The sequence below is a fragment of the Paenibacillus sp. P4_A9 genome (assembly GCF_056402415.1).
Window position 1 is genome coordinate 1 of the sequence record NZ_JBFUHL010000172.1, and the last position, 2,545, is coordinate 2,545.

Genomic DNA, 2,545 nt, shown 5'->3' on the forward strand with positions numbered 1-2,545 from the left:
GTTCACTCCTTATAGTGAACAAATCGGAGGGCGGTTTGTGATTTCGCCTTTTTATGATCTGCCAGTCTTTTACGCGTATTTAACGGTTATTCCAACACTGGTCACTTTTGTTGTATCTGTGGAGACAACTTTTTATGACAAATTTCGAGGGTACTATGATAAAATTTTAAATGGCGGAACGCTGCAGGAGATCACGCGTGCCAAATGGGATATGCAGCGAACTTTGATGCAGGAGGTCAGCTTTATGATGGAGGTGCAGCTGCTGTTTACTGTCGTTTCTCTTGCTTTAGGTATTAAGCTGCTTCCTATGCTTGGTTTTACAAACGCACAGCTCTATACGTTCAACATCCTCGTTCTAGGTTACTTTGTGTTCATTATATCCTTTATTGTTATGCTGATCATGCTGTATTTTGATGATCGGAGAGGTGTGCTTGCTGTAAGCAGTTTGTTTGTCATCTTGAACGGTATATTTACATACTGGTCTATGAGCGTAGAGTATCATGGATTAGGTATTTTCTTGGCAGCCTTCGTCACGCTTCTGTGCGCTTTTGCCCGCCTCATTATGTATGTAAGAAATATTGATTACTACACATTTTGTGCGCAACCGATTACGGTTCAAAAGAAGGTGCCTTTCTGGCGCCGTGTCAGGGGCAAATCCACGGCAGTTACGATGCTTTTCGTTTTTGCGATGGTGTTCCTTACTGCTTGTACCGACGATGACCTGACAGAGGAATCAACGCTGGTCGGGCAGGAAACGTCATCTGTTGCGGCTCCGCTTGCTGCCAACAATAAACTGGTAGAAGATAAGCGACTCTACCAGCAGGACAATGATACGTCCGTCGATACGATTTACGTGACGATCCTGCCGGATAAGAGTGGCAAAGAGAATCCTCTCAATTGGTATGCGATGAATCGGATCAAGAGCCGGATGGAAGAGGGGGATCTCAAGGTCATTGTGCAGGAAGGCCTGCCGGATGGCAGCGGTCCGAAATCAGGCATGTTCGGGTATGGGACATCGGATAGCAATGGGAAAATCAGCTTGCGGGGAAGTTCCACCCGCTATGCTGCTCAACGATCTTATAAAATCCGCCTACAGGATCAAGCTGGCTTGTGGCATGATCAGCGGACGTTGAATCTGAATAAACACATTTCTGATTTTGTTAGAGTCCGAAACAAATTAAGCTTTGATATTTTTGAGACGATTCCTGATATTACAAGCCTCAGGACTCAATTCGTTCATCTCTACGTCAAAGATTTATCCGAAGGAAAGGTAGCAGGGCAGGCTTTTGAGGATTATGGTTTGTTTACTCATGTTGAACAGCCGAATGAAAAGTTTCTCAAAAGCCATTGGCTGGATCCGAATGGGCAATTGTATAAAGCAGAATTCTTTGAATTTTTTCGGTATAATGAAGAGCTTAAGTCTAAGTCAGATCCCACTTACGATAAAGCGGCGTTTGAAACTCATCTGGAAATAGACGGCTATGAGGATCACGAGAAGCTCTTGGCGATGCTTGATGATGTGAATAATACATCAATACCTATTGATGAGGTGTTCGCTAAGCATTTTGATATGGACAATTACCTGACATTTCTTGCTTCGAACATTCTCATGGATAACATGGATACGGATGCACATAATTTCTACTTGTACTCGCCTTTGAATTCGAATAAATGGTATTTCCTTCCTTGGGACTTTGATGGAGCATGGGAGCGGGGTTATCAAGGCAGTACGGAGAACGTAAATCCGTTCCGTGAAGGGATCAGCAATTATTGGGGGAACGTGGTGCATAACCGGTTTTTCCGAACTGAAAAGAACGTTCAATTGTTGAAAGATAAAATTGACGAGCTGTACACGAAGATTAACAGTGAAACGATTGCCAAACGTCTCCAGACGTACCGTGGAGTTGTCCAACCATTCTTAGCTAAGGTGCCGGATATCAACTTCCTACCAGTTCAACTGGACAAGCTGGATAATGAATTGAAGAGGCTAGAGGGAGTTCCCTTACGTTCACTGGAGCGTTTTAATGAGGATGTACAAAAGCCGAAGCCCTTTTTCTTGGGTGAATTAGAACATAAGAATGGTAAATATAAATTTATATGGGATCTATCTTTTGATTTGCAAGGAGATGATCTAAGCTATGAATGGACATTGGCGAAAGATCCGGCATTCACACAAGTGGTAGAACAAAGGAAAGATTTGGAGTCTACGAGTGTAGAACTGGATAGCTTGAAACCGGGAGAGTACTTCTGGAAAGTTACCGTTCATGACGGTAAGGGACATCAGCAGATTGCATTTGATGTGTTCAAGTCGGAGGATGAATCTTACTTCGGTATTAAAGCCATAAAGGTGGAGTAAACGTGCAATTTCTCGGGAAAAAACTGCGCCATGAGCTGAAATATTATATTCATCCTTATGAATATGTTACGCTGCGACAGCGACTTGCGTCGATGCTGCAGCTGGATGGCAATTCCGATGACAAGGAAGGRTACGGCATCCGCAGCTTATATTTCGATGGTCCACAGAATCATTCGCTCTATGATAAAG

At 43.4% G+C, this 2,545-nt stretch carries 2 protein-coding genes; both read left to right on the forward strand.

What is annotated here, in order from left to right:
* Positions 1 to 2,356 (forward strand): exopolysaccharide Pel transporter PelG (gene pelG, locus AC1DVJ_RS30560; protein WP_477596627.1); only part of this gene is annotated, 2,356 nt, incomplete at its 5' end.
* A gap of 2 nt (positions 2,357 to 2,358) precedes the next feature.
* Positions 2,359 to 2,545 (forward strand): VTC domain-containing protein (locus AC1DVJ_RS30565; protein WP_477596629.1); only part of this gene is annotated, 187 nt, incomplete at its 3' end.